Genomic DNA, 25,628 nt, shown 5'->3' with positions numbered 1-25,628 from the left:
GGGTGTTCAGGGGGAGGAGATTGTTCGGGGGAGGAGGTTGTTCGGGAGGGGGCTGTTCAAGGGGAGAGGGCTGTTCAAGGGGAGGGGGCGGAAGCCTTGTCGACGAGCGGGGCGAGGTAGCGCAGGAGGATCGTCTTCAGTTCGGTGACCGCCGCGTCCCGCTGGGCCCCTTCGGGAGCGGCGAGGATCAGCGTGAGGCCGCCCTTGACGACCTCGAGCGTCATCTCGGCCTTGAGGGCGCGCTCCTGGGGGGTGTGTTCCGGCAGGTAGTGCGTGAACAGGTTCTCGACCGAGGCCAGCAGGGAGGCGTGCAGCGCGTCGTGCTCCTCGGCGATCCGGCCGGGGACGTCGGAGCCGTGCATGAGGGCGAGGAAGACCGGGTTCTGGCAGTTGAACTCGATCATCGGATCGAGTACCGCGTCCAGCAGTTCGGGCAGCGGCAGGGAGAGGTTGGCCGGGGTGAACGCCTGGCCGTGGGCCTCGCGCATCTGGTGCAGCAGGCGGCCGCCGAGCTCGACGGCGATCGCCTCCTTGTTCGGGAAGTACTGGTAGAGCGTGCCCGGGGAGACGCTGGCCTCGCGGGCGATCGCGTTGGTGCTGGTCGCCGTGTATCCGTACGCGCAGAAGACGTTCGCGGCCGCCTGGAGCAGCTGCGTGATGCGGCGCTCGCCGCGGGCCTGGCGGCGGCGCGGCTGCGGTTCTTCGGACATGGCTGTCCCCAGCTTTCTCAACACGTTTGACAAACGCGAGTGGTCGCTCGCATTCTTGAAAAACGCGAGTGATCGCTCGTGTTTGCCAGTCTATGGCAATGGTCGACCCATGCCGCCTGCCGGAGAACGAGCGCATGGATCACGGTGAAGGGGACACCGCGTCATGGCCGAAGTCAAGAATTCAGGGCCCGCCCGGGGCGGGGGGTGGACCCGGTTCGTGACGGCCAGGCCACGCCTCTCCCTGCTGGTCGCCCTCGTGATCACCGCGCTCGCCGTCCTCGCGGGCAGTGGGGTCGCCGACCGGATGGGCAGCGGCGGCTGGGAGGACCCCGACGCCGAATCCACGTACGCGACACGGGTCCTGGAGCGGGAGTTCCCCGCCTCCCAGCCCAATCTGCTCCTCCTCGTCGACGCGGGGGCGGCCGGGGTGGACGACGCCGCCGTCGCCGCCGAGGCGCGGCGGCTGGCGGAGCGGCTGGACGCCGAGCCGGGTGTGAGCGGTGTCGGCTCCTACTGGGGGACCGCGTCACCCGCCCTGCGCTCCGAGGACGGCCGGCAGGCCGTGATCGCCGCCCGCGTCGAAGGCGAGGAGAAGGCGGCGGGCGAAATCCTCCAGAGGATCGCCCCCGAGTACCGCGGCACCCACGGGCCGGTCGAGGTGTCCGTCGGTGGACCGCTGGCCGTACGGCACGAGATGCAGACGGTCATCCAGGAGGATCTGCTGCGCGCCGAACTGATCGCCCTGCCCGTGACGCTCGTCCTGCTCGTCATGGTCTTCGGCAGCGCGGTCGCCGCGCTCCTGCCGCTGGGCATCGGCATCGTGGCCATCCTCGGTACGAACGCGGTGCTGCGCGGCATCACGGAGTTCACCGACGTCTCGGTCTTCGCCCAGAACCTCACCACCGCCCTCGGGCTCGGACTCGCCATCGACTACGCCCTGTTCGTCGTCCGCCGGTTCCGCGAGGAACTGGCCGCCGGCGCCGACGCCAGGACCGCCGTCGGCACCACACTGCGCACGGCGGGACGGACCGTGCTCTTCTCCGCCCTGACCGTGGCCGTCTCGCTCGCCGCGATGCTCGTCTTCCCGCAGTACTTCCTGCGCTCCTTCGCGTACGCGGGCATCGCCGTGGTGCTGCTGGCCGCGGCGGCCGCCCTGATCCTGCTGCCGGCCGCACTCCTGCTGCTCGGCGAGCGGGTCAACGCACTCGATCTGCGGCGCCTGTTGGGGCGGAGGCGGGCGCGGAGGGCGCCGGTCGAAGGGCGCGGGGCCGCTGCGGGTGCCGGCGATGGGGCCGCTGCGGGTGCGGGGGGCGCGTCGCGGGCGGGAGTGGGAGCGGGCTGGGCGCGTACGGCGGCGCTGGTCATGCGCCGGGCCCCCGTCTTCGCGGTGGCCACGACCGCTGGTCTCGTCCTCCTCGGTCTGCCCTTCCTGGGAGTGAACTTCGGCACCGCCGACGACCGGCAGCTGCCGGGCACGGCCGAGTCGCGGGTGGTCCAGGACGAGCTGAGGGACGGCTTCCCCGGCAGCCCCGGCGGCGGGCTCACCGTGCTCGCCGAGGGCCGGGCCACCCCGGCCCAGTACGCCGAGTACCGCGCGCGGATCGAGGCCCTGGACGGGATCGACCGGGTCGACGGGCCGGTCACCTCCGGCGCCGGCGCCCAGGCCCCCGCGTACTTCACCGTCGTACCGGAGGGCGAGGCCGTCGGCGACACCGCCCAGGGAGTCGTGGGCGAACTGCGGTCGCAGGAGGCTCCCTTCGACACCTCGGTGACAGGAGCGGCCGCCGTCCTCGTCGACTCCAAGGACGCCATAGCCGAGCGGCTGCCCTGGGCGGCGGCGATCATCGTCGTGGTCACCCTGCTCCTGGTCTTCCTGCTCACCGGCAGCGTGCTGATACCCCTCCAGGCCGTCGTCCTCAACGCCCTCAGCCTCACCGCGATGTTCGGCGCGGTCGTGTGGGTCTTCCAGGACGGGCACCTGTCCGGGCTGCTCGGCTTCACCCCGACCGGTGACATAGAGACGACGCTCCCGGTGCTGATGTTCTGTGTCGCCTTCGGACTCTCCATGGACTACGGCGTCTTCCTGCTCTCCCGCATCAAGGAGGAGTACGACGCCACCGGCGACCACGAGCACGCGGTGCGGTTCGGACTGCGCCACACGGGCGGGCTGATCACCGCCGCGGCCGTGATCCTCGCCGTCGTGATGGTCGCCATCGGCACCTCCCGGGTGACCAACACCAAGATGCTCGGCCTGGGTGTGGCGCTCGCCGTGCTCATGGACGCGATGGTGGTGCGCAGCCTGCTCGTTCCCGCGGTGATGAAACTGACCGGGCGACTGACCTGGTGGGCACCCGCTCCTCTGCGTCGCTTCCACGACCGGTTCGGCATCAGCGAGGGCGGCGCGCGGTCCCTGCCGGCGGTCGCGGCGGCCCCGCCGGCCGCCGCGGCCGAAGCGGAGGCCGAGCGGGACAAGGAGCCGGTCGGCGGCTGACGTCACTGCCGGGCGGCCGGGCGGGAATCCGTGCGGGCACCCGGAAGTCCGCGCCCCGGATTCGGGCGGGTCCCGGGGGTCCGGACGGGCGATGTCACTCGCGGCGGCTCCGATTGCGCGGCCGGTTGGCCACCCAGGCGCGGATCGTCTCCGCGTACCAGAAGGGCTTGCCCGACTCGACGTGATCGGGCGGGGGCAGGAGACCGTGCTTCCGGTAGGAGCGGACGGTGTCCGGCTGCACCCTGATGTGCGCGGCAATGTCCTTGTACGACCAGAGCTTTCTGTCCGTCATGTGGGGCACCTCCCTGCGCGCCTCGCAGCGGCGGCGGGGGTGCCGTTCGGGGGAGCTGCGGGGCGGGCGCTGGCGATCACTGAGCCTGTGCCCGTTGAACGACGCTCCGTGACGGGAGGAGAGCGGCTGTCGACCGGCTGTGACGGAAAGCCCGCGTAACGGAGATATGTGTGACGAGAGAGGGACGGATGTGACATAAGTGACGCACAATCAGCACAGCGCCGCCCGGGGCGCCTTCGTCGCCTGCCGTATGCGCTCAGGCCCCGCAGGAGCGCAGGAATCGGCGCGTGCGGACCGCGATCGGGTAGGGCTTGTCGGGATCGCACGGGTACATGTCCTGCTCGACGATCGCGAACAGCTCCACGTCCAGGGCCTGAGCCGCCGCCAGGACCGGCTCCAGGGCGGGCACCCCGGAGGGCGGCTCGCACATCACGCCCCGCGCCACGGCCGGACCGAAGGGCACCTCGTCCGCGACCACCCCGGCCAGGATCTCCGGATCGACCTGCTTGAGATGCAGATAGCCGATCCGTTCGCCATAGGTCTCGATCAGCTTGACGCTGTCGCCGCCGCAGTACGCGTAGTGCCCGGTGTCCAGACAGAGCGAGACCAGGTCGGGATCGGTGGCGTCCAGGAAGCGGGCCACGTTCTCCTCGGTGTCGACATGCGTGTCCGCGTGCGGATGGACGACGATCCGCAGGCCGTAGCGCTCCCGCACCTCGCGGCCCAGGCGCTCGGTCAGACCGGTCAGATCACGCCACTGTGCGGCGGTGAGCGTGCGGTCCTCCAGGACCTCACCGGTCTTGTCGTCACGCCAGAAGGACGGGATGACGACCAGGTGCTCCGCCCCCATCGCCTGGGCCAGGGCCGCGTTGTCGGCGACATGCGCCCAGGTCCTGTCCCAGACGGCGGGACCGTGGTGCAGTCCGGTGAAGACCGTCCCGGCCGAGACGCGCAGGCCGCGGCGGCCGGTCTCCTCGGCCAGGATCGCGGGATCGGTGGGCAGATAGCCGTACGGGCCGAGTTCGATCCACGCGTACCCGGCGCCGGCGACCTCGTCGAGGAAGCGCTGCCAGGGGACCTGCCGGGGATCGTCGGCGAACCAGACGCCCCAGGAGTCGGGGGCGGAGCCGATGCGGATACGGGACAGAGGCGACGGCTTCGTCATGAAGGCCACCTTGGACGCGCCCGGAAGGACACGTCAAGACGCTCGTCCGAATGTAAGGACATAGCGTTGACAGGGTTCGGCGCCGACGGATAGACCTGGGGGCGGGGCCGAGGTGTGCCGAGGCGAGAGGTGACGCGTATGGAGCCGGAGCCGTACGAGCTGATCACGATGGGGCGGCTCGGCGTGGACCTGTACCCCCTTCAGATCGGTGTCCCGCTCGCCCGGGTGGAGACCTTCGGGAAGTACCTGGGCGGTTCGCCCGCCAACGTGGCGGTGGCGGCGGCCCGGCTCGGACGGCGGACGGCGCTGGTGAGCCGCACCGGAGCGGACCCCTTCGGCGCGTATCTGCACGAGGAGCTCCGCCGGTTCGGCGTCGACGACCGCTGGGTGATGCCCGTCGAGGAGTACCCCACACCGGTCACCTTCTGCGAGATCTTTCCGCCGGACGACTTCCCGATCCACTTCTACCGCCGGCCCAGGGCCCCCGATCTGGAGATCCACCCGCACGAGCTGGACCTCGCGGCGATCCGGTCCGCGCGGGCCTTCTGGGTGACCGGGACGGGGCTGAGCGTCGAGCCCAGCCGGACCTCGACCCTGGACGCGCTGTGGGAGCGAAGCGAGCGGGCCGGGCCGGGCGGGGACGGCATGACCGTTCTCGACCTGGACTGGCGGCCGGCGCTCTGGCCCGCGCCGGACGAGGCGGGGCCGCTGTACCGGGAGGCCCTGCGCCGGGTGACGGTCGCCGTCGGCAACCTCGACGAGTGCGAGGTCGCGACCGGTGAGCGCGAGCCGTACGCCGCCGCCCGCGCCCTGCTCGCCGCCGGCGTCCGGCTCGCGGTCGTCAAACAGGGTCCCAAGGGCGTCCTCGCGATGACCGCCGACGGCGAGAGCGCGGAGGCGCCTCCGCTGCCCGTGGAGGTCGTCAACGGCCTCGGCGCGGGCGACGCGTTCGGCGGAGCGCTGTGCCACGGGCTGCTGGCGGGCTGGGACCTCGACCGTACGATCCGCTGGGCCAACGCGGCGGGCGCCATTGTGGCCGGCCGCCTCGCCTGTTCCCCGGCGATGCCGTACGCGGACGAGATCGAGCGGGCGCTGGCGACCGGCACCGGCTCGATCCCGGAGCGCACCCCATGACCCCCCGCCCCGCCGACACCTGGCGCACCCGCGCGGCCCACCGCCGGGCAGGCGGCCCGAGAGCCACGGCGCCGCTCCCCACACCGGAGCCGCCCACACAGGAAACCCCCGCTCCGGAACGCCCCGCTGCTCCGGAGCCGCCCGGTCCACCGCCCGCTCCGGAACGCCCCGCTCCGGGGCCGCCCGGTCCACCGCCCGCTCCGGAACGCCCCGCTCCGGGGCCGCCCGGTCCACCACCCGCTGCGGAGTCGCCCGGTCCACCACCCGTTCGCGAGAGCCGCCCGCCGTCCCCCACCCCGGAACGTTCCGCGCCGCCGCCCGACCCGCTGCGTCGCGCCGCGCACCCCGCGCCGCCGAGGCGGTTGCGGCGGCCCGCGGGAGTGCCGGCCGCCAAGGGGTTCGAGCCCGTCGACATCGAGCGGATCGCCGCCCTGCGGGCGCATCGTCCCGAGGCCGTCGCCGAGGCAGCCGCTCGGCGGCGGACACGGGCGCTGTTGCGGGGGAGCGACCGACTGCTGATCGTCGCGGCAGACCATCCGGCCCGTGGAGCGCTGGGCGTCGGAGACCGGCCGTACGCCATGGCCGACCGGGGCGATCTGCTCGGCCGGCTCCGCCTCGCGCTCTCGCGCCCCGGGGTCGACGGCATCCTCGCCTCCGCCGACATCCTCGACGACCTGCTCCTCCTCGGCGCCCTGGACGACCGGCTCGCCGTCGGCTCCATGAACCGCGGCGGGCTCGCCGGCGCGTCCTTCGAACTCGACGACCGGTTCACCGGCCACCGCCCCCAGGACCTCGCCCGGCTCAACTTCGACGCCGGCAAACTGCTCCTGCGGATCGACCCCGACGACCCCGGCTCCCTCTCCACCCTCCACTCCGCCGCCCGCGCCGTCGACGAGATGGCCGGTCTGCGGCTGCCCGTCTTCGTCGAACCCTTCCTCTGTCACCGCGACCGCGAGGGCCGCCTGCACCACGACCTCTCCGCCGAGGCCGTCATCACCTCCCTGGCCGTCGCCTCCGGACTCGGCGGCACCTCCGCCTACACCTGGCTGAAGGTCCCGGTCACCGAGCACCCCGACGACATGGCCCGCGTCATGGAGACCACCACCCTCCCCGCCGTCCTCCTCGGTGGCGACCCCGGCCCCGGCCCCGGCGCCCAGGAGACCGCGTACGAGAAATGGCGCGGCGCGCTGCGCCTGCCCACCGTGCGCGGCCTGATCGTCGGGCGTTCGCTGCTCTATCCCCCCGACGGGGATGTGGCCGGAGCCGTCGATACCGCTGCGGGCCTGCTGCGGGACACGGTAGGAAGGGGTACGCACCTCCCATGAGCTCTCTCCATCTGCCCGCCGGGACCGCGGCCCGAGGGCCGTACGCCCTCCACATCGACCCCGAACGGGCCGGGTGGACGTACTCCGCCCTGCGCGTCCTCGAACTCGCCCCCGGAGACATCCACCTCCTGGACACCGGGGACAGCGAGTGGATCGTGCTTCCGCTCACCGGCGGCTGTACGGTGCACGTCGACGGGCGGGATCTTCAACTCCTGGGCCGCGAAAGCGTGTTCGGCGGAGTGTCCGACTTCGCGTACGTGCCCCGCGACGCCCGGGTCCAGATCGCCTCCGGTGCGGGAGGCCGCTTCGCTTTGGCAGGAGCGAAGTGCGAGCGACGACTCCCCGCTCGCTACGGCCCCGCGCCGGAGGTACCCGTCGAGGCCCGCGGCAGCGGCGACCAGGCCCGCGAGGTGCGGAACTTCGCCGCGGCCGACGTCTTCGAGGCGGACCGGCTGATCGCCGTCGAGGTCATCACTCCGGGCGGGAACTGGTCCTCCTACCCGCCCCACAAGCACGACCGCCACCGCCCGGGCGCCGAGTCGGTGCTGGAGGAGATCTACTACTACGAGATCGCCGACGGCGGGGTCGGCTACCAGCGGATCTCCCCCTCCCGGCCCGGTGGCGCCGACCTGCTCGCCGAGGTCCGCGGCGGCGACGCCGTCCTCGTGCCCGACGGCTGGCACGGCCCGTCCATCGCCCAGCCGTCCCACCCCATGTACTACCTGAACGTGATGGCGGGACCAGGACCGGAACGGGAGTGGAAGATCTGCTTCCATCCCGACCACACGGAGGGATACACGTGACGCGGCTGACCGTGGCCCAGGCGCTGGTGAGGTTCCTCGCCGCGCAGTACACCGAACGCGACGGCGTCCGCCGGCGGCTGATCGCCGCGACCTGGGGCATCTTCGGGCACGGGAACGTCGCCGGGATCGGCCAGGCCCTGGTCGAACACGCCGAGGAGATGCCGTACCACCAGGGGCGAAACGAACAGGCGATGGTCCACGCGGCGGTCGGCTACGCCCGCCAGTCGAACCGCCTTTCCGCACACGCCGTCACCACCTCCATCGGTCCCGGCGCCACCAACCTCGTGACCGGCGCCGCCCTGGCGACCGTCAACCACCTCCCCGTGCTCCTCCTGCCCGGGGACACCTTCGCGACCCGGCCCGCCGACCCCGTGCTCCAGCAGCTCGAAGTGCCGTACGCGGGCGACGTGTCCGTCAACGACTGCCTGCGGCCCGTCTCGCGGTACTTCGACCGGATCACCCGCCCCGAGGCGCTGATCCCCGCCGCGCTCTCCGCCGCACGGGTCCTCACCGACCCCGTCGAGACCGGCGCGGTCACCCTCGCCCTGCCCCAGGACGTGCAGGCGCAGGCGTACGACTGGCCGGAGGAGTTCTTCCGCGAGCGGGTCTGGCGGGTGCGCAGGCCCAGGCCCGACACGGCCGAACTGGACGAGGCCGTACGGGCGATCAGAGCCTCCACCCGCCCCCTGATCGTCGCGGGAGGCGGTGTGAAGTACAGCGGCGCCGAGGCCGCCCTGCGTGCGTTCGCCGAGTCGGCCCACATCCCCGTCGCCTCCACCCAGGCCGGCAAGGGCGCCCTGCCGTACGACCATCCCTGCGACGTCGGGGGCATCGGCCACACCGGCACCGCCACCGCCGACGCGCTCGCCGCGACCAGCGATCTGGTCATCGGCGTCGGCACCCGCTACACCGACTTCACCACGGCGTCCGGCACCCTCTTCCCGGCGGGCGCCCGGTTCGTCAACCTCAACATCGCCGGGTTCGACGCCCACAAGATGGGCGCGCTTCCGCTCGTCGCCGACGCCCGCGAGGGCCTGACCGCGCTGGCCGAGGCGCTCGACGGCTACCGCACGAACAACCTCTCCTGGCTGTTCTCCACGGAGGACTGGCAGCGGCGGACCGACGCCGCCTTCGCCGCACCGGACGAGGACGCCCGGCCCACGCAGACGCAGGTCCTCGGGCTCCTCGACACTCTGGTCGACGACAGCGACATCCTGATCAACGCGGCCGGCTCCCTCCCCGGCGACCTCCACAAGCTCTGGCGGGCCCGCTCCTCCGACCAGTACCACGTCGAATACGGCTACTCCTGCATGGGATACGAGATCCCGGCGGCGATCGGGGTCGCGCTCGCGGCACCCGGGCGCCCGGTCTGGGCGCTCGTCGGAGACGGTACGTATCTGATGAATCCCACCGAGATCGTCACGGCCGTGCAGGAGGGACTGCCCCTGAAGGTGGTCATCCTGCAGAACCACGGGTACGCCTCCATCGGCGGCCTCTCCGAGTCCGTGGGCGCCGAGCGGTACGGCACCGCCTACCGCTTCCGGGCCCCGGACGGCAGCTTCACCGGTGCGCCGCTCCCCGTCGACCTCGCCGCCAACGCGGCCTCCCTCGGCATGCGGGTGCTGATCGCCCGCACCGTACGTGACCTGCGAGAAGCCCTCTCCGCCGCGCGGACGGCGACCGTCCCCACATGTGTCTATGCCGAGACCGAAACGGCAGACACAGTGTCGGGCCCGCCCCCCGCGCAGGCGTGGTGGGATGTGCCTGTGGCCGAGACTTCGACCCGCTCGTCGGCGGTCAAGGCCCGGGAGGAGTACGACCGGCACGTCACCGCCCGACGCCGCCATCTCTGAAGGAGTATTTCGGCATGACGAACACCGAGAAGACTGTCCACCACTGGATCGGTGGCAAGACCGTCGAGGGCACGTCGGGCAACTGGGGCCCGGTCACCGACCCGGCCACCGGTGCCGTGACCACGCGGGTGGCCCTGGCCTCGGTCGAGGAGGTCGACGCGGCCGTCGCCGCGGCGAAGACCGCGTTCGAAACGTGGGGGACGGCGTCGCTCGCCCAGCGCACCACGATCATGTTCAAGTTCCGCGCGCTGCTCGACGCCAACCGCGACGCGATCGCCGAGCTGATCACCGCCGAGCACGGCAAGGTCCACTCGGACGCGCTGGGCGAGGTCGCCCGCGGTCTGGAGATCGTCGACCTGGCCTGCGGCATCACCACGCAGCTCAAGGGCGAGCTGTCGACCCAGGTGTCGAACCGGGTGGACGTGGCCGCGATCCGCCAGCCGGTGGGCGTCGTGGCCGGCATCACGCCGTTCAACTTCCCGGCCATGGTGCCGATGTGGATGTTCCCGCTCGCCCTCGCGTGCGGCAACACCTTCATCCTCAAGCCGAGCGAGAAGGACCCCTCCGCCTCCCTGAAGATCGCCGAGCTGCTCGCCGAGGCGGGTCTGCCGGACGGGGTCTTCAACGTCGTGCACGGCGACAAGGTGGCCGTCGACCGGCTGCTCGAGCACCCGGACGTCTCGGCGATCTCCTTCGTCGGCTCCACGCCGATCGCCCGCCACATCCACACCACGGCCTCCGCCAACGGCAAGCGCGTCCAGGCGCTCGGCGGCGCCAAGAACCACATGCTCGTGCTGCCCGACGCGGACCTGGACGCGGCGGCGGACGCGGCGGTCTCGGCGGCGTACGGCTCGGCCGGCGAGCGCTGCATGGCGATCTCGGCGGTCGTCGCGGTGGGCTCCATCGCGGACGAGCTGGTGGAGAAGATCCGCGAGCGTGCCGAGAAGATCAAGATCGGCCCCGGCAACGACCCGGCCTCCGAGATGGGCCCGCTCATCACGGCCGTCCACCGCGACAAGGTCGCCTCGTACGTGAAGGGCGCGGCAGACGAGGGCTGCGAGGTCGTCCTCGACGGCACCGGCTACACGGTCGAGGGGTACGAGAACGGCCACTGGATCGGTCTGTCGCTCCTGGACCACGTGCCGACCACGGCGAAGGCGTACCAGGACGAGATCTTCGGCCCGGTGCTCTGCGTGCTGCGCACGGAGACCTACGAGGAGGGCGTCGCCCTCATCAACGACTCGCCGTTCGGCAACGGCACCGCGATCTTCACCCGCGACGGCGGCGCGGCCCGCCGCTTCCAGCTGGAGGTCCAGGCGGGCATGGTCGGCGTGAACGTGCCGATCCCGGTGCCGGTGGGCTACCACTCCTTCGGTGGCTGGAAGGACTCGCTCTTCGGCGACCACCACGTCTACGGCAACGACGGCATCCACTTCTACACCCGCGGCAAGGTCGTCACCACCCGCTGGCCCGACCCCTCCGAGACCCCGGCGGGCGTGGATCTGGGCTTCCCGCGCAACCACTGACCCACGGCACAAATCCACTGGCCCCCGGGCGCGCGACGGCGCACCCTGGGGCCATGTCCGTCCCACCGAAGCACCAGATCCGCGCCCTGCACACCGAGTCGACGGTGACCGTCTACCAGGCGTACGACCCGTCCATCGGGCTTCCCGCCGCCCGCGACGGGCGCTTCCCGCCCGCGTGGAAGCGCGACCGGATGACGTGGATCAAGCCCTCGTTCCTGTGGATGATGTACCGCTGCGGCTGGGGCCTGAAGGAGGGGCAGCAGACCGTCCTCGCGGTCGAGATCAGCCGCGAGGGGTTCGAATGGGCGCTGCGAAACGCCTGCCTCTCGCACTACGTGCGCGGCTTCCACGCCGATCAGACGGCGTGGAAACGGGAGTTGCGGCAGGCGCCGGCCCGCGTGCAGTGGGATCCCGAGCGGGACCTACGGCTCGGCGCGCTGCCGCACCGCTCGCTTCAGCTCGGACTCGCCGGGGAGGCGTCCCGGCGTTACGCGGACGAGTGGACCGTCTCCGTCCGCGACGTCACGCCGCTCGCTCACCAGATCCACGCCCTCGTCCGGCACGGGCGCATCGAGGAGGCGCACGGGCTGGTGCCCGAGGAGCGGCCGTACCCGGCGGGCACGGAACTCCTCGGGCACCTGGTGGCCTAGAAGAGCGAGTGGAGCAGCTTGTTCGGGGAGCCCGTGCGCGGGTCCTGGACCTTGCCCGGGGTGGCGTTGTTCACGAGTGCCGTGCTCACCTGGGCCGGGGTCGCCGTCGGGTTCGCCGACAGGTAGAGGGCGGCCACGCCCGCGGTGTGCGGGGTCGCCATCGAGGTGCCCGAGATGGTGTTCGTCGCGGTGTCGTTGTCCTTCCACGCCGAGGTGATGGACACGCCCGGGGCGAAGAGGTCCACGCACGTGCCGTAGTTGGAGAAGGACGCCCGCTTGTCGGCGGAGTCCGTGGCGCCGACCGTGATCGCCTCGGGGACGCGGGCCGGCGAGTAGTTGCAGGCCCTCGCCGGCCAGCCGAGGATGTTGCCGTTGCCCGCGGCGACCGCGTACGTGACACCCGAGGCGATCGAACGCTTCACCGCGTCGTCCAGCGAGGTGTTCGCCCCGCCGCCCAGGCTCATGTTGGCGACGGCCGGCTTGACGGCGTTGGCCGTCACCCAGTCCACGCCGGCGATGACCCCGGCGGTCGTACCGGAGCCGCTGCAGTTCAGGACCCGAACCCCGACCAGCTTCGCGCCCTTGGCGACACCGTACTTCGCGCCGCCGACGGTGCCCGCCACATGCGTGCCGTGGCCCTGGCAGTCCTGGCCGTTCTGGCCGTCGCCGACGGTGTCGGTCCCGACCGTCGCCCGGCCGCCGAACTCGCTGTGCGAGGTGCGGATACCGGTGTCGATGATGTACGCCGTGACGTTCGACGCGGTCGTGGCGTACGTGTACGTGGTCGACAGCGGCAGATTCCGCTGGTCCACCCGGTCGAGGCCCCACGTGGCGCCGGGCTGCGTCTCGGCCATCCGTACGGTCGCGTTCTGCTCGACGTACGCCACCCGCGGGTCGGCGGCCAGCGCCGACGCCTTCGCCCGGGACATCGTGGAGGAGAAGCCCTTGAGAACCGAGCGGTACTCGTGCTGCGGCGTCACTCCGAGATCGGCGGCGCGGGTCGAGCCGTCCTTGAGGACGACGATCCAGCTGTTCTCGACGGCGAGGGAGTCCGGCACGAGGCGGAGGTCTCCGACGGGGGCGCCCTGGGCGGTGGGGGAGACGGCGACCTGCAGTCCGGCGGCGAGCGCGAGGACGGGGACGAGCGCGACGGCGCGGCGGGATATTCGGGTCATGTGGTGGGGCACCTGAACCTTTCGTTGTCCGGGAGTTACCGGCAAGTAAGGGCGGGTTGGTGCGCCACAGAGTCTCGTGTCGGCATGGGTCGTACAAGAGGGCGTCGGGTCCCCTCACCGGTCCTTCACGCCGAACTCCCACGTCAGCATGGCGAACACACCGTCCGCCCCCGCCCCCGCGGCCCGGTACGTCGCGAGCGCCGGCTCGTTGTCCGTGTCCACGCCGACCCACACGTCGTAGCAGCCGCGCTCCCGCGCCTCCGCCACCAACGCCTCCGTCAGCGCCCGCCCGACACCCCGCCGCCGGTACCCCTCGTCCACCGACAGCTCGTACAGACACATCTCCGCCCCCTTGTCGGGATGGAGCATCTCGATCCCGGACACCAGACCCGCCGGGAACCCGGCCTCCGTCCCGTCCTCCGCGTACGCGATCAGCATGAGATGCCCCGGAGCGGCCAGGAACCGCTCCGCCCAGACGGCCCGCGGCGGGTTGTCGTAGAGATGCCCCGCGGCCATCAGCTCGGCCACCGTCGTCGCCCGCCGGATCTCCATGGATCTCCCTCGCTTCGAAGCTCGGCTCGCCCGGACCGGCTCGCTCACCCGCTCACCCGCTCACCCGCTCACCCGCTCGTCCGGAGCCCCGCGCATACCGCGCCTGGTGTACGCGACCGTAGACCGTACGACTCCAGGAGGCCCGCGATTTCCGCCCCCGGGCAGCCGTGCCGCACAGGTCGGCCGCCTAGGCTCGGGGACATGCAGCTCCGACTTCCCCGGTGGGCCGCGGTCACCGCCGCCCTCGCCGTGCTCGCGGGCGCCGGCACCTGGACCGCCGTCGCCACGGACGAACCGCCGCCCGTCCACCGCGCGGACCAGGTGCTCGACATGCCCGGGGCGCGGATCGACACCTCCTACTACACCGCCGGAAGCGACGGCCGACGGCCCGCCGTCCTGCTCGGCCACGGCTTCGGCGGCTCCAAGAACGACGTCCGCGCCCAGGCCGAGCGGCTCGCCCGCGACGGCTACGCCGTCCTGACCTGGTCGGCCCGCGGATTCGGCGCCTCCACCGGACAGATCGGACTCAACGACCCCGACCACGAGGTCAAGGACGTCCAGCGGCTCATCGACTGGCTCGCCCAGCGCCCCGAGGTCCGGCTCGACAAGGACGGCGACCCGCGCGTCGGCGTCACCGGCGTCTCCTACGGCGGCGCGGCCTCGCTGCTCGCGGCCGGGTACGACACGAGGGTCGACGCCATCGCCCCGCAGATCACCTACTGGAACCTCGCCGACGCCCTCTTCCCGAACGGCGTCTTCAAGAAGCTCTGGGCCGGCCTCTTCTTCTCCGCCGGCAACCAGCCCGGGGCGACCGGCCCCTGCGGCCGCTTCACCCCGGAACTCTGCTCCCTCTACCAGCGCGTCGCCGTCTCCGGGCAGCCCGACGCCGAAGCCCGCGCGCTCCTCGAAGCCCGCAGCCCCTCCGCCGTCGGCGAACGGATCAAGGTCCCGGCGCTGATCGTCCAGGGACAGACCGACTCCCTCTTCCCGCTCGCCCACGCCGACGCGATGGCGAAGGCGATCGGGGCCAACGGCGCGCCCGTCGCCGTGGACTGGATCGCGGGCGGCCACGACGGCGGCAACCGCGAGACCGAGCGCGTCGAGGCCCGCATCAGCGACTGGTTCGACCGTCACCTCAAGCAGGACACGGGCGTCGACACCGGGCCCGCGTTCCGCGTGAGCCGCGCCGGGGGAGTCGACTCCACCGACGGGCAGGCACAGCTGCGCGGCGCGAGTTCCGACCGTTACCCGGGGCTCTCCGCGGGCGACATGACCATGGACCTCGGCGGGGCCCCGCAGACCTTCGCCAACCCCGCCGGAGCGAGCCCGCCCGCCATCTCCGCCGTCCCCGGCGTCGGCGGCGGGCTCTCCCGGCTCTCCTCCCTCGGCGTCGGCCTCTCCCTCGACTTCCCCGGCCAGTTCGCCCGCTTCGAGGCCAAGCCCCAGGCCGAGCCCGTACGGGTCACCGGATCCCCGACCGTCCGCGTCAAGGTCACCTCCGACAGCCCGGACGGCTCGGCCGTCCTCTTCGCCAAGGTCTACGACGTCGGCCCCGACGGACGACAGCAGGTGCTGCCCGCCCAGCTCGTCGCCCCCGTACGCGTCGAGGACGCGCGGAAGGGCAGGAGCGTCGAGCTGGCCCTGCCCGCCGTCGACCACGAGGTGGAGGCCGGTCACCGGCTGAGGCTCGTGCTCTCCGCCACCGACCTCGGGTACGCCTCCCCGCCCGCACCGGCCACCTACACCGTCGCCGTGGAGAGCCCGCTGACGGTCCCCACCGCGCCCGCCGTGACCACCCAGGCGGCCGCGACGCCCTGGTGGGTCTGGGGCCTGCCGCTCGCCGGAGTGCTGATCGCCGCCGCGCTGCTCCTCACCGCCCGGCGCCGGACCGCGGCCCCCGCCCCGGACCCGGCACTCGCCGCCGTACCGCTGCAGATCACCGGGCTGACGAAGAAGTACGCCAAGTCCTCCGACCGATATGCCGTACGGGACCTGTCCTTCCGGGTCGAACAGGGACAGGTCCTCGGTCTGCTCGGGCCCAACGGCGCGGGAAAGACCACCACCCTGCGGATGCTCATGGGTCTGATCACTCCCGACGACGGGGAGATCCGGGTCTTCGGCCAGGCCGTCCGGCCGGGCGCCCCGGTCCTTTCCCGGGTCGGCGCCTTCGTGGAGGGCGCGGGCTTCCTGCCCCATCTGTCCGGGCGGGACAACCTGGAGCTGTACTGGAAGGCCACCGGCCGCCCCGCCGAGGACGCGCACATCGAGGAGGCCCTGGAGATCGCCGGCCTCGGTGATGCCCTGGCCCGCGCCGTACGGACGTACTCGCAGGGCATGAGGCAGCGGCTCGCCATCGCCCAGGCCATGCTCGGGCTGCCGGACCTGCTGATCCTCGACGAACCGACCAACGGACTCGACCCGCCACAGATCCGAGAGATGCGGTACGTGATGATCCGGTACGCGGCCGAGGGCCGGACCGTCATCGTCTCCAGCCACCTCCTCTCGGAGGTCGAGCAGTCCTGCACCCACCTCGTGGTCATGGACCGCGGCCGGCTCGTGCAGGCCGGGCCCGTCGGCGAGATCACCGGCGCCGGGGACGCCCTGCTCGTGACGCTCGGGGACGCCGTCTCGGACCCGCTGGTGGACAAGATCGGCGCGCTGCCCGGGGTCGGCCCGGTCGTACGGACCGAGGGCGGGCTGCTCGTCCGCCTCGACGGGACCGACGCGACCGCGCTGATCGGTGAACTCGTGCGCCTGGACGTGCCCCTGACCGGTGTGGGTCCGCACCGGCGCCTGGAGGACGCGTTCCTGACCCTGATCGGAGGAGGATCCGCATGAGCGCGACCGCGGAACTGGTGGAGACCGCACCCGGCTACCGGGCGCGGCACACCCTGCCCCTGCGCGTCGAGGCCGTACGACAGCTCAAGCGGCGCCGCACCCTGGTCATGGGAGCGGTGCTCGCCGCCCTGCCGTTCATCCTGATCATCGCCTTCGCGATCGGCGGGTCTCCCGACGGCAACGAGAGCGGCCGGATCACGCTGATGGACACGGCGACCGCGTCGGCGGCGAACTTCGCCGCGACCTGTCTCTTCGTCTCCGCCGGATTCCTCCTCGTGGTCCCGGTGGCCCTGTTCTGCGGGGACACCGTGGCCTCGGAGGCGAGCTGGTCCTCGCTGCGCTATCTGCTGGCCGCGCCCGTCCCCCGGGCCCGGCTGCTCTGGTCCAAGCTGGCCGTGGCGCTCGGCTTCAGCGCGGCGGCGATGGTGCTGCTGCCCCTGGTGGCGCTCGCCGCGGGCACGGTCGCCTACGGCTGGGGGCCCTTGCAGCTCCCCACGGGCGGTGCCCTGCCCGCCGCCGACACCGTGCCCCGGCTGGCCCTCGCCGTCGCCTTCATCTTCGTCTCCCAACTCGTCACCGCCGGACTGGCGTTCTGGCTCTCCACCCGGACCGACGCCCCGCTGGGCGCCGTCGGCGGGGCGGTCGGCCTGACCATCATCGGCAACGTCCTGGACGCGGTCACGGCGCTGGGCTCCTGGCGTGACTTCCTGCCCGCGCACTGGCAGTTCGCCTGGGCGGACGCGCTCCAGCCGCAGCTGGAGTGGGGCGGGATGGCCAAGGGAGCGGCGGTCTCGGTGACGTACGCGCTGATCCTCTTCGCCCTCGCCTTCCGGGGCTTCGCCCGCAAGGACATCGTGTCGTAACGTCCGGGCCGGCTTCACAGCCATCCCCTTCGAGCCGCTTCCGCGCCCGCGCGGAAGCGGCTCGTCGTGCCCAGGGCGTGCATCAGCTCACCGACCCGGCGGCTGTAGGTCCGGCTGGACATGCCCAGGCGGGCGGCGGCCGTCTCGTCCGTCAGCCCGGAGAGGAGCGCTTCGAGGACCGGGCGGAGCTGGGGAGAGAGCTCGCGCGGTGGGGCGGTGGCACTCGCCAGCTCCTCGCCCGCGTCCCAACTGATGTGGTGGGCGCGGACCAGGGCGTGCACGACGACCGGATCGTGGATCAGCAGCAGCCCGTTGTACAGCAGCTCCAGATCGAGCGGGATCGCCGCCACCGTACGGTCGACGACGATCATCTTGAAGGGGATCGAGTCCGTGAGGCGGGCCCGCCCCGGGCCCCGGACGGCGTCGGCCACCTGGGCCAGGGCATGACGCGGCACGATCCGTCTGACCTCCGGCGCCCGCTCCGTCGCGGCCCGCATGCACGCTCCTGCCAACTCCAGGAACGGCTCGGGGATCGCACGGCCGACCGAGGCGGCCGGGTCGTCGAACGTCAGCAACTCGTGCCGCGTGGATGCGGCCAGTCCGGCCAGCACCGCGCTGATCCGCCGCATCCCGCGGACGGGGCGGCCCGGGGGCCGCTGCGCCTCGGGCGCGGCCCGGTTCATCGCCGATCGCGCGAGCATCACGGAGCCCGCAGTCTCTGCCACCGCTGACCACCCCCGCCCGATCGGTGTGCCACTCCATGTACGCATGCGACTGCACACGGTGACAACCCCTGTTGAGAAGGATGGCGAGTCCATGCCACGCGTGTCGGCCCCGGCCGCCGTTGCCGCATCGAGACGCTTCCGCAACTTCTTCGTCTGCTCCTTTCGGCCTTCCAGAACGTCACATTCACACGAGTACGACATCGAGGGGGAGATGACATGAAGCGTGGACACAGGGCCCGGATCGCCGCCGGCATCCTGGCCGCCGGGCTGGTCCTGACCGGATGCGGGGCCGGGGGCGGCGTCGACCGGGCATCGGATAACCGCGGCAGGGGTGACCGCGCGCCGGCCGTCCCCGACGCCCGCCAGGACGGCACCCGCCAGGACGGCAACCGCCAGGACGGTGCCGACGAGGGTGAGCAGCGGTCCCGGCCGCCCGCGGCCGACTGGCTCTCCACCTTCGCCCTGGACGTGGACACCGCCTCGTACGGCTACGCCCGCCGCACCCTGGCCGAGGGCCGGCTGCCCGACCCGACCTCCGTACGGCCCGAGGAGTTCGTCAACAGCTTCCGGCCGGACTACCCGCGGCCCGAGGGCGACGGGTTCAGCGTGACGATCGACGGGGCGCGGACCGGGGACGACGGCTGGTCGCTCGTCCGGGTCGGGCTCGCCACCGCCGCCGCGGAGCGCACGGGCGAACGTCCGCCGGCCGCCCTCACCTTCGTCGTCGACATCTCCGGTTCGATGGCCGAGACCGGCCGGCTCGACCTGGTCAAGGAGTCCCTCGGCCTCCTCACCGACGCGCTGCGCGACGACGACTCCGTCGCCCTGGTCACCTTCAGCGACGAGGCCGAGACCAGGCTTCCCATGACGAAGATCAAGGGGCAGCGCGAGCGGATCCACCGCATCGTCGACGAGCTCGCGACGACCTCCTCCACCAACGTCGAGGCCGGCGTGCGCACCGGCTACGACGTCGCCGTCGAGGGACGCCGGAAGGGAGCCACGAACCGGGTCGTCCTGCTCTCCGACGCCCTCGCCAACACCGGTGACACCGACGCCCGGTCGATTCTCGACCGGATCGACGCGGAGCGCAGGAAGTACGGCATCACCCTCTTCGGCGTCGGCGTCGGAAGCGACTACGGCGACGCGTTCATGGAGCAGCTCGCCGACAAGGGCGACGGGCACACCACGTACGTCTCCACCACCGAGCAGGCCCGCAAGGTCTTCGTCGAGCAGCTTCCCACCCACATCGAGCTGCGCGCCCGCGACGCCAAGGCGCAGGTCGCCTTCGACCCCAGGACCGTCGAGAAGTTCCGGCTGATCGGCTACGAGAACCGGGAGGTCGCCGACGAGGACTTCCGCGACGACCGGGTCGACGGCGGCGAGGTGGGGGCGGGGCACACCGTCACCGCGCTCTACGCGGTGAAGACCCGGCCCGGACGCACCGGGCAGCTGGCCACCGCCACGGTGCGCTGGCTCGACCCCAAGAGCCGCGCCCCGCACGAGAACACCGGCCGCGTCGGTACGGAAGCCCTGACCTCCTCGCTCTGGGGCCCGGGCCACGACAGCCTGCAACTGACGGCCGTCACCGCCTACTTCGCCGACCGGCTGCGGGGCGGTGACCTGCCGGGCGCGCCCGGCCTCCCGGAGCTCGCGGAGCGCTCCGGGGCGATCGCGGAGCGCTCGGGTTCGAAGGTCGTCCGGGAGCTGACCGAGGCGATCCGGCAGGCGGACAAGCTGCTGCCCCGGGCCGGCGGCGCGGAATCGGGCGATCCGTACGCCGGCTGATCCACAACCGCTGCGGGGTGGCCGTGGATCCCGTCATGATGGGCCCCATGGCCACCCTGCTGCTCGCCCTCGCCGTCGGTTCCACCGGCCTCTACGCCGGGTTCATGCTGATCTTCTTGACCGGGATCATGCCCGCCCTGGCCCGGCTCGGGGACGCGGAGTTCGTCGGTGCCATGCGGCGGATCAACGAGTACGTGCCCAGGCCGGTGTTCCTGATCGTCTTCCTGGGGGTCGCGGCCTTCCCGCTCGCCGCGTTCCTCGTGCCGGCCGACGGCCGGTCCGACACCCAGAAGTGGCTGGTCCTGGCCGGTCTGGTGTGCGCCGTGCTCAATCACCTGGTCACGATGGGCGGCAACGTCCCGCTGAACAACGCGCTGGCCGCATCGGAGCGGACGGAGGAGGCGCCGTCCGCCGTCAGGGCGGCCTTCGAGCGGCGCTGGAACGGCTTCCACGCGGTCCGTACGGCGCTGATCACCGCCGCGTTCGGACTGTTGATCGCCGCGACCCTGAATTGACCGGCGCGCCCCTGAACTCCCCGGCGCCGCACCGGCCGTCCCCGCACCGGTCGACCTCGAACCGGTCGACCTCGAACCGGTCGATCTCGAACCGGTTGTTCTCGAACCGGCCGTCCGCGCACCGGCCGTCCCTGAACCGACCAGCCCAGCCCTGCACCGGCCGGCGCTGAGCCGATCCTGCCTCGACCGGTCCGGGCGGGGCTACAGGATCAGTTCCGCGACCGTCGTGATCGCGGAGAACAGGATCTCGTCGTCCTGCCGGCCGGTCACCCGGATCAGCCGCTCCGGGCTCCCCGGGTAGTCCACGGCCGGTTCCGTCTCGATCCAGCAGGGGCTCCCGAACTCGGCGTACTGGTGGAAGGTGGAGTCCATCGCCACCGGCAGCACCGGCCGGCCCCCGGGCGAGAGGGTGTGCACGGCCTGACGGGCCGCCTCCAGCAGGACCATGCCGGGTATGTGGTCACCGGGGTGGTCGAAGAGCACGGGGTGGCGGGTGTCGACGCGCAGCTGCCAGCGGTCGGCGCGCCCGGTCGGGCCGAGCACGACGTCGAACGCGCTGTGCCGGCCGACGGACGCCGGCTCCACGGGGGCGGTGAGCCGCTCCTGGGCGGTCGCGGCCGCGGCCTCGGCGAGGCGGTCGGCGCGCAGCCGGCGGTAGACCTCGGGGCTGGTGCAGGTGTAGCGGGCGTTGCCGGTGGCGAGCGCCCGGCCGTTCTCGGTGATCACGACCTCGTAGCTCAGGCCGGCCAGTCGGCCGCCGCGGCGGCGGATGTCGGTGCAGGTGACGTCGAGGCGCAGGTCGGCGGGTGCCCCGCCGACGGCCAGCAGGGCGGGCCGCACGCGGTAGTTGAGCTCCCACATCAGGAACTGGTGGCCCAGCGGGACGTCGAAGCCCGCGTGGGCGAGCAGCGCACCCACCTGACGGATCGTTTCGGCGGCCAGCATCGGGTCGTAGTGCGAACCGCCGACCGGGCCGAAGAACGAGTGTCCGCGCGGCCACTGGGCCCGGAGCGTGAAGTGGGCCTCGTCCGTACGGGACCAATCGGCGGTCAGGAAGACTTCGGCGAGCGCGGCCCGGTGCACGTACTCACGGGGGGCCGTCGTGGTGAGCCCGCCGAGGGCCTTGGTGTCCGCGATGTCGGTCGGAGCGGGCGTGTGCAGCATGAGATCCCTCTACTAGGGGCCTACCAAGGAGATTCGGGCAACCAGCTCCGCGGAAGTTACGAACTCATCGGTCGGTTTCGCAAGGTCCCCGAGGAGGTTCTGTCAGGTCGGTCGGGCGGCGAGGAAGGCGGCCCTGGAGTCTGCCCGCACCGAACGACGCCTGTCAGAACGGCAGATGTCCGACTCATGAGACCCTAGGGTTCACGAGTGGGGTGGCTTCGGGTATCTTCCAGCTGCCGGAAATCTGTACCGCCAGGTTTGTTTCTCGGGCATCCGAGACGCCGGTTCGGGTGATCGCGTCACGATTGAGCGATTCGATCCGATATGCCCGGCTCACCGATCGGCTGTCCCTTGGAGACTCCGTGGAACACCTGCGCCAGATAGCCTTCGCCGCCGTCAACATCGACGGGGTCCTGCTGAACGACACGTTCAGCCCGGTCATCCACCGGTTCATCACCAGCCGGGGCGGCCACTACGACGCCGAGGTGGAACGGGAGATCTTCTCCCAGACCCAGCTCACCGCGGCCAAGGCTCTCGGTGCCGCGGCCGGACTGTCCTGGAGCCCCGAGGACGTGCTGGCGGCCTACTTCGAGGAGCGCGCCGCCTACCTGACCGAGCATCCGCTGCGACTGCTCGACGGCGCCGTGGAACTGCTGCTGCGGCTGCGCGGCCTGGGGCTGAGGACGGTCTGCTACGGCGGACTCGACGCGTCCCACTTCGAGCTGCACCTGCGGGAGCAGGCGCACCTCTTCGACGCCCCCGGCTACGTGTGCACCAACGACTTCCGCCCCGGCGTCCGTGAGCTGACGCGTGACCTCGGGCTCCGGCCGGACCAGATCCTGTTCATCGACGACGTCGCCCGCGTCGGGGAGGCCGCCAAGGAGCTCGGCGTGCCCTTCATCGGACACCCCGGCGACTTCGCGCACGGGTTCCAGGGCGAGCTGATGCGCCGGGCGGGGGTGCGGCATGTGGTGGGGTCGCTCGACGAGATCGACGAGTCCCTGCTGCGGGCCCTCGACGACGAGGCCGCCGCCGGTACGGTCTGGAACCGCTGAGGCCGTGGTGGCGTACCAGGTGTCACACATCCGACTGCCGAGGGAGACGACCGTTCCATGACTGCCGACCACCGCCTGCTGCCCCGCAAGGTCGCCCTGATCACCGGAGCGAGCAGCGGAATCGGGGCGGCCGCCGCCCGGGTCTTCGCCCGGGAGGGTGCCCGCGTGGTGCTGGCCGCCCGCCGCGAGGAGCGGCTCAAGGTCCTGGTGGCCGAGCTGCGCGAACAGGGCGCCGAGGCCGAGTACGTGGTGGCGGACATGACCCGCCGTGCGGACACCCGGGCCGCCGTGGCGCACGCGGTCGAGACGTACGGACGGCTCGACGTGGCCTTCAACAACGCCGGCTGGGGCGCCGCCCGCGAGCCCCTGCACGAGATGGACGACGAGCTCTACGACCGGATCCTGGACGTCAATCTGCGCGGGGTCTGGAACTGCCTGCGGGACGAGATCGCCGCCATGCTGACCACCGGCGGCGGCGCGATCGTGAACACCAGCAGCGTCGGCGGACTGCTCGCCACCCCGGTCGCGGCGCCCTATGTCGCCGCCAAGCACGCCGTGGTCGGGCTGACCAGGGCCGCCGCCGCCGAGTACGCGGCCCAGGGAATCCGGGTCAACTCGGTGGCGCCGGGGACGACCCGTACCGAAGTGGTCACCGAGTGGTTCGCCGCCGTGCCCGGGACCGAGGAGGCGCTGCACGCCTCCACTCCGCAGCCGCGGACCGCCGAGCCCGAGGAGATCGCCGAGGCGGCGGCCTGGCTGTGCAGCGACCGATCGTCGTTCGTCACCGGTGCGATCATGCCGGTGGACGGCGGCTTCACGATGGTGTGAGCCGGGTGCCGTACTGCCGAACGGCCTGCGTGCGATGCCTTGTGTCCTCTGCACGTATCTGGCCATACTTGCTGTTTTCGACCGTGAAGTGCGCGCAGGCACGGAGCGAGCGCGAGCGCCCTGTGGGGCACCGGGCTATGAGAGGGACGTGACCCCCAATGGCGAAGCAGGATCGCGCGATTCGGACGCGCCAGGCGATCTTGGAAGCGGCTGCCACCGTCTTCGACGAGCGTGGTTACGAGGCCGCGAAACTCACCGACATCCTCCAGCTGGCCCAGGTGACCAAGGGCGCGCTCTACTTCCACTTCGACTCCAAGGAAGACCTGGCGCACGCGGTCATCGACGCGCAGGTCTCGGCCGCGCCGATGCCCATGCCGCAGGTCTCCAAGATGCAGGAGTTCGTCGACATCGGCATGGTGTTCGCGCACCGGCTGACCCATGACGGACTGCTGCGCGGCAGCGTCCGGCTCACCCTCGACCAGGGCGGCCACGAGCTCAACCGCAGCGGACCGTACCGGGAGTGGACCGATCTCAACCTGCGGGTGCTCGAAGAGGCCAAGGAGCGCGGCGAGCTGCTGCCGCACGCCGACCCGGAGGAGGTGGCGCCGCTCGTGGTGGGCGCCTACGCCGGGCTGAACCTCATGACACAGGCCCTCGGCAGCAACCGGACGGACATGGACCGGTGGGCCTCGGCGCTCTACCGCCATGTGCTGCCCAGCATCGCCGTGCCCGCCGTGCTGGCGATGCTCGACATGGAGCCCGGCCGGGGCGCCCGCGCCCTGAGAGCCGCGGAGGCGGCCGCCGGCTGACGGGCGTCGCTCCCCCCGGCTTCCTGGCGGCGCCTGGCCGACTCCAAAACCATACCGGTCTGCCGGTTTTTGAGGCCGACATGAGGCGGCCATCTCGCCGTCGCCTGCCGGAGACCTTCGAAAGCGTACCCGTGAGTCCAGATCCTGGACCCGTGGGTGCGCTTCGCTGCGCACTTTGCGGATTCTTGATGTCGGCGAATCGCCTTCAATGGGACAAAATGCCGCGATCGCGGAGTGGTAATTTCCATACCCCACGGTTTCTTATTGACATGCCTGCGGGTCTCTTTTCTAATCGTCCAGGGCCAAGCCGTTCACCGAGACTGAGGGGGCAAAGTGGACGTCCGGATCCTGGGGGGACTGTCGGTGCGGGAGAACGGGGTGTCGATCACTCCGACCGCCGCCGCGCCGCGCCAACTGCTGGCGCTGCTCGCCGCCAACGCGGATCAGGTCGTGCCGGTGACCGTCCTCATGGAGGAGCTGTGGCCGTCCGGGCCGCCACGCGGCGCCAGGGTCGAACTCCAGTCCCACATCGTCGATCTGCGGGCGCTCATCACCACGGCCCTGCGCACGACCGCCCCGACGGCACCCGGGTCCGCCTGGCTGGAGCGCCACACCGCCGAGGCCGTCCTCGTCTCGCTCCCCGGCGGCTACCGGCTCGACACCGGCGGCGGCTCCAACGACGCCTGGCAGTTCGAGCGCGCCGCGGGCGCGGGCTACCGGGCCATGGAAGCCGGTGATCTGCAGCGCGCGGCACGCCGGCTCTCCGACGCCCTCGCCCTGTGGCGCGGGGAACCGTACGCGGGGGTCGCGGCCGGTCCGCACCTGCGCATGGAGATCGAGCGCCTGGAAGCCTCCCGGCTGAGCGCCCTCGACCAGTGGGTCGAGGCCCAGCTGAGGCTCGGCCGGCACTTCGAGATGATCTCCGACCTCTCCGAACTCGTCGCCCAGTACCGCACCAACGAGCCGCTGCACGGCCAGTTCATGGTCGCCCTGCTGCGCTGCGGTCGGCAGGACGAGGCCCTGGAGGTCTACCAGCGGCTCCGCAACGGCCTCAAGAAGGAGAAGGGCATGGAGCCCTCCGCGCGGCTGCGCAGGCTCCAGCGCTCGATCCTGACCGTACGGGACGTGGCCCGGCCGGCGTTCGGCCGCCAGACGTCCACGCTGCCCCGACTCGTACCCGCCGGATCGCTCGGTTGAGGGGCAGCGCGGCGGCAGGCACGCCGGGCAGGGAGAACGAAGAGGAGGGGGGGGGGGGGGGAAAGAAACCCCCCCCCCCCCCCCCCCCCCCCCCCCCCCCCCCCCCCCACCCACCACCCCCCCCCCCCCCACCCCCCCCCCCCCCCACACCACCCCCACCCTGCCCAAACACA

22 protein-coding genes are annotated in these 25,628 nt (G+C 72.1%); 15 read left to right on the top strand and 7 right to left on the bottom strand.

What is annotated here, in order from left to right; genetic code table 11:
• Positions 1–74: 74 nt before the first annotated feature.
• Entirely contained in the window at positions 75–710 is a 636-nt protein-coding gene (locus tag ACZ4VW_RS14985) for a TetR/AcrR family transcriptional regulator (protein WP_467962218.1), read from the bottom strand.
• 163 nt (positions 711–873) lie between these two features.
• On the opposite strand from ACZ4VW_RS14985, the gene ACZ4VW_RS14980 reads away from it, so the two are divergent.
• Positions 874–3,201 carry an MMPL family transporter gene (locus ACZ4VW_RS14980; protein ID WP_467962216.1) on the top strand — a complete coding sequence of 776 codons (2,328 nt, stop codon included), beginning with the start codon at positions 874–876 and terminating at the stop codon, positions 3,199–3,201.
• Between the two features lie 94 nt (positions 3,202–3,295).
• Here the strand turns inward: ACZ4VW_RS14980 and ACZ4VW_RS14975 are convergent, their stop codons facing one another.
• Together ACZ4VW_RS14975 and ACZ4VW_RS14970 are read right to left on the bottom strand one after the other, a co-directional pair.
• Positions 3,296–3,493: a helix-turn-helix transcriptional regulator gene (locus ACZ4VW_RS14975; RefSeq protein WP_467962214.1), complete on the bottom strand. Its 198-nt coding sequence runs from the start codon at positions 3,491–3,493 to the stop codon at positions 3,296–3,298.
• A 256-nt stretch (positions 3,494–3,749) separates the two neighbouring features.
• Positions 3,750–4,658, bottom strand: a complete 909-nt coding sequence (locus ACZ4VW_RS14970) for a sugar phosphate isomerase/epimerase family protein (protein ID WP_467962213.1) — start codon at positions 4,656–4,658, stop codon at positions 3,750–3,752.
• 138 nt (positions 4,659–4,796) lie between these two features.
• Here ACZ4VW_RS14970 and iolC point away from each other — a divergent pair, with 138 nt between their 5' ends.
• The 6 genes from iolC to ACZ4VW_RS14940 all read left to right on the top strand — a co-directional run bounded on the left by iolC (position 4,797) and on the right by ACZ4VW_RS14940 (position 11,949).
• Positions 4,797–5,792 (top strand): 5-dehydro-2-deoxygluconokinase, encoded by a 996-nt coding sequence (gene iolC / locus ACZ4VW_RS14965; RefSeq protein ID WP_467962211.1) that lies wholly within the window; start codon positions 4,797–4,799, stop codon positions 5,790–5,792.
• A gap of 380 nt (positions 5,793–6,172) precedes the next feature.
• Positions 6,173–7,117, top strand: a complete 945-nt coding sequence (locus ACZ4VW_RS14960) for a Cgl0159 family (beta/alpha)8-fold protein (RefSeq protein WP_467962209.1) — start codon at positions 6,173–6,175, stop codon at positions 7,115–7,117.
• Positions 7,114–7,920, top strand: a complete 807-nt coding sequence (gene iolB, locus ACZ4VW_RS14955; protein ID WP_467962207.1) for a 5-deoxy-glucuronate isomerase — start codon at positions 7,114–7,116, stop codon at positions 7,918–7,920. The genes ACZ4VW_RS14960 and iolB overlap by 4 nt, the downstream gene beginning before the upstream one ends.
• The gene (iolD, locus tag ACZ4VW_RS14950) at positions 7,911–9,773 is read left to right on the top strand and encodes a 3D-(3,5/4)-trihydroxycyclohexane-1,2-dione acylhydrolase (decyclizing) (RefSeq protein ID WP_467962525.1); all 1,863 of its coding nucleotides are present in this window, start codon (positions 7,911–7,913) and stop codon (positions 9,771–9,773) included. The genes iolB and iolD overlap by 10 nt, the downstream gene beginning before the upstream one ends.
• A gap of 14 nt (positions 9,774–9,787) precedes the next feature.
• Positions 9,788–11,299: a CoA-acylating methylmalonate-semialdehyde dehydrogenase gene (mmsA, locus tag ACZ4VW_RS14945; RefSeq protein WP_467962205.1), complete on the top strand. Its 1,512-nt coding sequence runs from the start codon at positions 9,788–9,790 to the stop codon at positions 11,297–11,299.
• A 53-nt stretch (positions 11,300–11,352) separates the two neighbouring features.
• Positions 11,353–11,949, top strand: a complete 597-nt coding sequence (locus ACZ4VW_RS14940; RefSeq protein ID WP_467962203.1) for a DUF4291 domain-containing protein — start codon at positions 11,353–11,355, stop codon at positions 11,947–11,949.
• On the opposite strand, the gene ACZ4VW_RS14935 is transcribed toward ACZ4VW_RS14940, so the two are convergent.
• Both ACZ4VW_RS14935 and ACZ4VW_RS14930 read right to left on the bottom strand, forming a co-directional pair.
• On the bottom strand, positions 11,946–13,124 hold the full coding sequence (locus ACZ4VW_RS14935) for a S8 family peptidase (protein WP_467962201.1): 1,179 nt from the start codon (positions 13,122–13,124) through the stop codon (positions 11,946–11,948). The genes ACZ4VW_RS14940 and ACZ4VW_RS14935 overlap by 4 nt on opposite strands.
• Positions 13,125–13,238: 114 nt before the next feature.
• On the bottom strand, positions 13,239–13,676 hold the full coding sequence (locus tag ACZ4VW_RS14930; RefSeq protein WP_467962199.1) for a GNAT family N-acetyltransferase: 438 nt from the start codon (positions 13,674–13,676) through the stop codon (positions 13,239–13,241).
• Positions 13,677–13,877: 201 nt separating this feature from the next.
• On the opposite strand from ACZ4VW_RS14930, the gene ACZ4VW_RS14925 reads away from it, so the two are divergent.
• On the top strand, positions 13,878–16,514 hold the full coding sequence (locus ACZ4VW_RS14925; protein WP_467962197.1) for an alpha/beta fold hydrolase: 2,637 nt from the start codon (positions 13,878–13,880) through the stop codon (positions 16,512–16,514).
• On the top strand, positions 16,511–17,377 hold the full coding sequence (locus ACZ4VW_RS14920; protein WP_467962195.1) for an ABC transporter permease: 867 nt from the start codon (positions 16,511–16,513) through the stop codon (positions 17,375–17,377). The genes ACZ4VW_RS14925 and ACZ4VW_RS14920 overlap by 4 nt, the downstream gene beginning before the upstream one ends.
• A 14-nt stretch (positions 17,378–17,391) precedes the next feature.
• On the opposite strand, the gene ACZ4VW_RS14915 is transcribed toward ACZ4VW_RS14920, so the two are convergent.
• Positions 17,392–18,102, bottom strand: a complete 711-nt coding sequence (locus ACZ4VW_RS14915) for a helix-turn-helix transcriptional regulator (RefSeq protein ID WP_467962193.1) — start codon at positions 18,100–18,102, stop codon at positions 17,392–17,394.
• Between the two features lie 216 nt (positions 18,103–18,318).
• Here ACZ4VW_RS14915 and ACZ4VW_RS14910 point away from each other — a divergent pair, with 216 nt between their 5' ends.
• On the top strand, positions 18,319–19,887 hold the full coding sequence (locus tag ACZ4VW_RS14910; protein WP_467962191.1) for a vWA domain-containing protein: 1,569 nt from the start codon (positions 18,319–18,321) through the stop codon (positions 19,885–19,887).
• Positions 19,888–19,934: 47 nt separating this feature from the next.
• Positions 19,935–20,402 carry an anthrone oxygenase family protein gene (locus ACZ4VW_RS14905; RefSeq protein WP_467962189.1) on the top strand — a complete coding sequence of 156 codons (468 nt, stop codon included), beginning with the start codon at positions 19,935–19,937 and terminating at the stop codon, positions 20,400–20,402.
• A 201-nt stretch (positions 20,403–20,603) separates the two neighbouring features.
• Here ACZ4VW_RS14905 and ACZ4VW_RS14900 read toward each other — a convergent pair whose 3' ends face one another.
• Positions 20,604–21,566, bottom strand: a complete 963-nt coding sequence (locus ACZ4VW_RS14900) for a ScbA/BarX family gamma-butyrolactone biosynthesis protein (RefSeq protein ID WP_467962187.1) — start codon at positions 21,564–21,566, stop codon at positions 20,604–20,606.
• 362 nt (positions 21,567–21,928) lie between these two features.
• Between ACZ4VW_RS14900 and ACZ4VW_RS14895 the strand changes: the two genes are divergently transcribed.
• The 4 genes from ACZ4VW_RS14895 to ACZ4VW_RS14880 all read left to right on the top strand — a co-directional run bounded on the left by ACZ4VW_RS14895 (position 21,929) and on the right by ACZ4VW_RS14880 (position 25,455).
• Positions 21,929–22,621, top strand: coding sequence for an HAD family hydrolase (locus ACZ4VW_RS14895; protein WP_467962185.1), 693 nt, complete (start codon positions 21,929–21,931; stop codon positions 22,619–22,621).
• Between the two features lie 57 nt (positions 22,622–22,678).
• Positions 22,679–23,449, top strand: coding sequence for a glucose 1-dehydrogenase (locus tag ACZ4VW_RS14890; protein WP_467962183.1), 771 nt, complete (start codon positions 22,679–22,681; stop codon positions 23,447–23,449).
• Between the two features lie 158 nt (positions 23,450–23,607).
• Positions 23,608–24,258, top strand: a complete 651-nt coding sequence (locus ACZ4VW_RS14885; protein ID WP_467962181.1) for a ScbR family autoregulator-binding transcription factor — start codon at positions 23,608–23,610, stop codon at positions 24,256–24,258.
• Between the two features lie 333 nt (positions 24,259–24,591).
• The gene (locus ACZ4VW_RS14880) at positions 24,592–25,455 is read left to right on the top strand and encodes an AfsR/SARP family transcriptional regulator (protein ID WP_467962179.1); all 864 of its coding nucleotides are present in this window, start codon (positions 24,592–24,594) and stop codon (positions 25,453–25,455) included.
• Positions 25,456–25,628 lie beyond the last annotated feature (173 nt).

It is taken from the genome of Streptomyces sp. NPDC029139, assembly GCF_055564335.1.
Note: the sequence above shows the minus strand (reverse complement) of the source record. Positions and strands in the feature narration are given on the sequence as shown.